Origin of the sequence: Corallococcus sp. CA053C (assembly GCF_003611675.1) — a bacterium.
GTDB lineage: Bacteria > Myxococcota > Myxococcia > Myxococcales > Myxococcaceae > Corallococcus.
Map to the genome: position 1 here is coordinate 1 of NZ_RAWA01000662.1, position 3,006 is coordinate 3,006.

Here is a 3,006-nt window from a genome sequence, read left to right on the forward strand (position 1 = left end):
CACCTGGGATTTGATTGAAAGACACCAGGACACCCAGCCCTGGACGGTGTCGGTGCTGGTGCGACGCGCGTGGACGGACGAGGGCGCCCGCACGGACGTGTCCTTCGACGTCACGGTGCCGCTCGCGATGTTCTTCGGAACGCGGATTCCCGCGCCCGCGGACGGAGGCCCGTCTTCGAAGTAGCCCCAGGCCGGGCCGCATACTATGGAAGTCCCCACTATGAACTTCGAGCTGACCGACATCCAGCGCGAGATCCAGCGGCTGTGCCGCGAGTTCGCCGCCAAGGAGCTCATCCCCAACGCCCGCAAGTGGGACGAACAGCACGCCTGGCCCACCGACGCGGTGAAGAAGCTCGCGGAGCTTTCGCTGCTGGGCATCGCCGTTCCGGAGGAGTTCGGCGGCGCGGGCCTGGACAACGTCTGTTACTCCATCGCGATGGAGGAGATCAGCCGCGGCTGCGCCTCCACCGGCGTGATCATGAGCGTGAACAACTCGCTCTACTGTGATCCGATCTCCAAGTTCGGCACCCCCGCGCAGAAGGAGCAGTTCCTCAAGCCCTTCGCCAGCGGTGAGAAGCTGGGCTGCTTCGGCCTCACGGAGCCGGAGGCCGGCAGCGACGCCGCCGCCCAGAAGACCGTCGCCGTGAAGCGCGGTGACGAGTACATCATCAACGGCTCCAAGAACTGGATCACCAACGGCCCCAAGGCGGACGCCATCGTGCTCATCACGATGACCAACCGTGAGGCCGGCAACAAGGGCATCACCGCGTTCCTCGTGCCCACCAACACGCCGGGATTCACCCGCGCGGAGCCCGACAAGAAGATGGGCATCAGCGCCGCGTGGTCCTGCTCCATGTTCTTCGAGGACATGCGCGTGCCGGAGAAGTACCGCCTGGGCAAGGAGGGCGAGGGCTTCAAGGTCGCCATGTCCACCCTGGACGGTGGCCGCATCGGCATCGCGTCCCAGGCGCTGGGCATCGCGCGCGCGGCCTTCGAGGAGGCGGTGCGCTACTCGGGCGAGCGCAAGACGTTCGGCAAGCCCATCCGCGACCACCAGGCCATCCAGTTCATGATCGCCGACATGGCCATGGAGATCGACGCGGCCCGCCTGCTCGTGTGGCGCGCGGCGCTGATGAAGGACCAGGGCGTGCGCCACAGCCCGGAGAGCGCCATGGCCAAGCTCTACGCCAGCGAGATGGCCAGCCGCGTGGCCAACAAGGCCCTGCAGATCCACGGCGGCATGGGCTACAGCAAGGAGATGGACGCCGAGCGCCACGTGCGCGACGCGCGCATCACCGAAATCTACGAGGGGACGAGCGAGATCCAGCGCATCGTCATCTCCGCCAACCTGCTCAAGGAGTAGTCCCCCATGAAGCGCGCGCTCCTCCCCCTGTTGTTGCTGCTGGTGGCGCCGTCCATGGCCACCGCCCAGGGCACGTCCACCAAGAAGAAGCCGGCGGCCACGAAGCCCGCTCCCGCGACGACCCCGGACGCGGCCACGAAGCCCGCTCCGAAGGACGACGGGCTGGACGTCAGCAAGCTGCCCTTCACCCCGGACTCCATCCGGCAGGTGATGACCCACAACACCCCTCGGATCCAGGAGTGCTACGAGGACCACATGGTGGAGAAGGACAAGAAGGTGGAGGGCAAGCTGATGACCACCTTCACCATCACCGCCGACGGCGCCGTGCGCAGCGCCAAGGTGGACCGCCACCAGAGCACGCTGAAGGACGCGGGCCTCAACGACTGCGTGGTGTCCGTGCTCATGTCCATGGACTTCCCCAAGCCCCCGGACGGCCGCGAGCACCCCATCGAGTACCCGTTCAACCTCAAGGCCGTCGAATGAACTTCGACCTCACCGAGACCCAGTCGCTCATCCGCGACACCGCGCGCAAGTTCGCGCGCGAGCAGGTGGCGCCCCACGCTCGCGCGGCGGACCGCGCCGAGCGCTTCGACCCGGAGGTGTTCAAGGCCCTGGCCCAGGTGGGCCTGCTCGGGGTGAACCTGCCGGCCCGCTACGGCGGCGCCGAGGCGGGCGTCGTGTCCTACGCCCTCGCGATGATGGAGATGGCCGCCGCGGACGCCTCCGTGTCCGTGGCCATGGCCGTCACCAATATGTGCGCGGAGCTCATCCACGCGGTGGGCACCGACGCGCAGCGGGAGAAGTTCGTCACGAAGCTCACCTCCGGTGAGGCCATCGTCGGCGCCTTCGCGCTCTCCGAACCGCACGCCGGCTCCGACCCCGGCGCCATGCTCACCACCGCCACAAAGCTCGGCGACCGCTACGTCATCAACGGCAGCAAGCAGTGGATCACCTCCGGCGCCTACGCGGGCGTGATGGTCGTCTGGGCCCGCACGGGCGCGGCCGGCAACAAGGGCCTGTCCTGCTTCATCGTGGAGGGCGGCACCAAGGGCCTCCACGTGGGCAAGCACGAGGACAAGATGGGCCTGCGTGCGTCCAACACCGTGGGGCTCACCTTCGAGGACTGCGAAGTCCCCGCGGAGAACCTCCTGGGCAAGGAGGGGGATGGCTTCCGGCTCGCGATGATGGCGCTGGACGGTGGGCGCATCGGCATCGCGGCCCAGGCGTGCGGCGTGGGCCGGGCGGCGCTGGAGGCGACCATCTCCTACACCAAGGACCGCAAGGCCTTTGGCCAGGCCGTGGCGGACATGCAGGCCCCGCGCTTCATGATGGCGGACATGCGCACCCAGCTGGACGCGGCGGAGCTGCTCACGCTGCGCGCCGCCGCCCTCAAGGAGCAGGGCCAGCCGTTCACCCGCGAGGCCTCCATGGCGAAGCTGTTCGCCAGCGAGATGAGCAACCGGGTGGCCGACAAGGCCGTGCAGCTCCACGGCGGCTACGGCTACATCGACGAGTTCCCCGTGGAGCGGTACTTCCGCGACGCCCGCGTGCAGACCATCTACGAGGGCACCAGCGAGGTGCAGCGCCTGGTCATCGCCCGCGAGACCTTCCGCCAGCAGGGGTAGGGCGGCCCGATTCCCCGC

3 protein-coding genes and 1 pseudogene are annotated in these 3,006 nt (G+C 68.3%); all 4 read left to right on the forward strand.

Translation table 11 applies throughout. The features are described from left to right. Positions 1–184 (forward strand): annotated as a pseudogene (locus D7V97_RS41755) (hypothetical protein); the annotation flags it as partial. A 36-nt stretch (positions 185–220) separates the two neighbouring features. Next, entirely contained in the window at positions 221–1,363 is a 1,143-nt protein-coding gene (locus tag D7V97_RS41760; RefSeq protein ID WP_120616094.1) for an acyl-CoA dehydrogenase, read from the forward strand. A gap of 6 nt (positions 1,364–1,369) precedes the next feature. Then, positions 1,370–1,846 (forward strand): AgmX/PglI C-terminal domain-containing protein, encoded by a 477-nt coding sequence (locus tag D7V97_RS41765; protein WP_120616095.1) that lies wholly within the window; start codon positions 1,370–1,372, stop codon positions 1,844–1,846. Further along, the gene (locus D7V97_RS41770) at positions 1,843–2,988 is read left to right on the forward strand and encodes an acyl-CoA dehydrogenase family protein (RefSeq protein ID WP_120616096.1); all 1,146 of its coding nucleotides are present in this window, start codon (positions 1,843–1,845) and stop codon (positions 2,986–2,988) included. Before D7V97_RS41765 ends, D7V97_RS41770 begins: the two co-directional genes overlap by 4 nt. Positions 2,989–3,006: the final 18 nt, after the last annotated feature.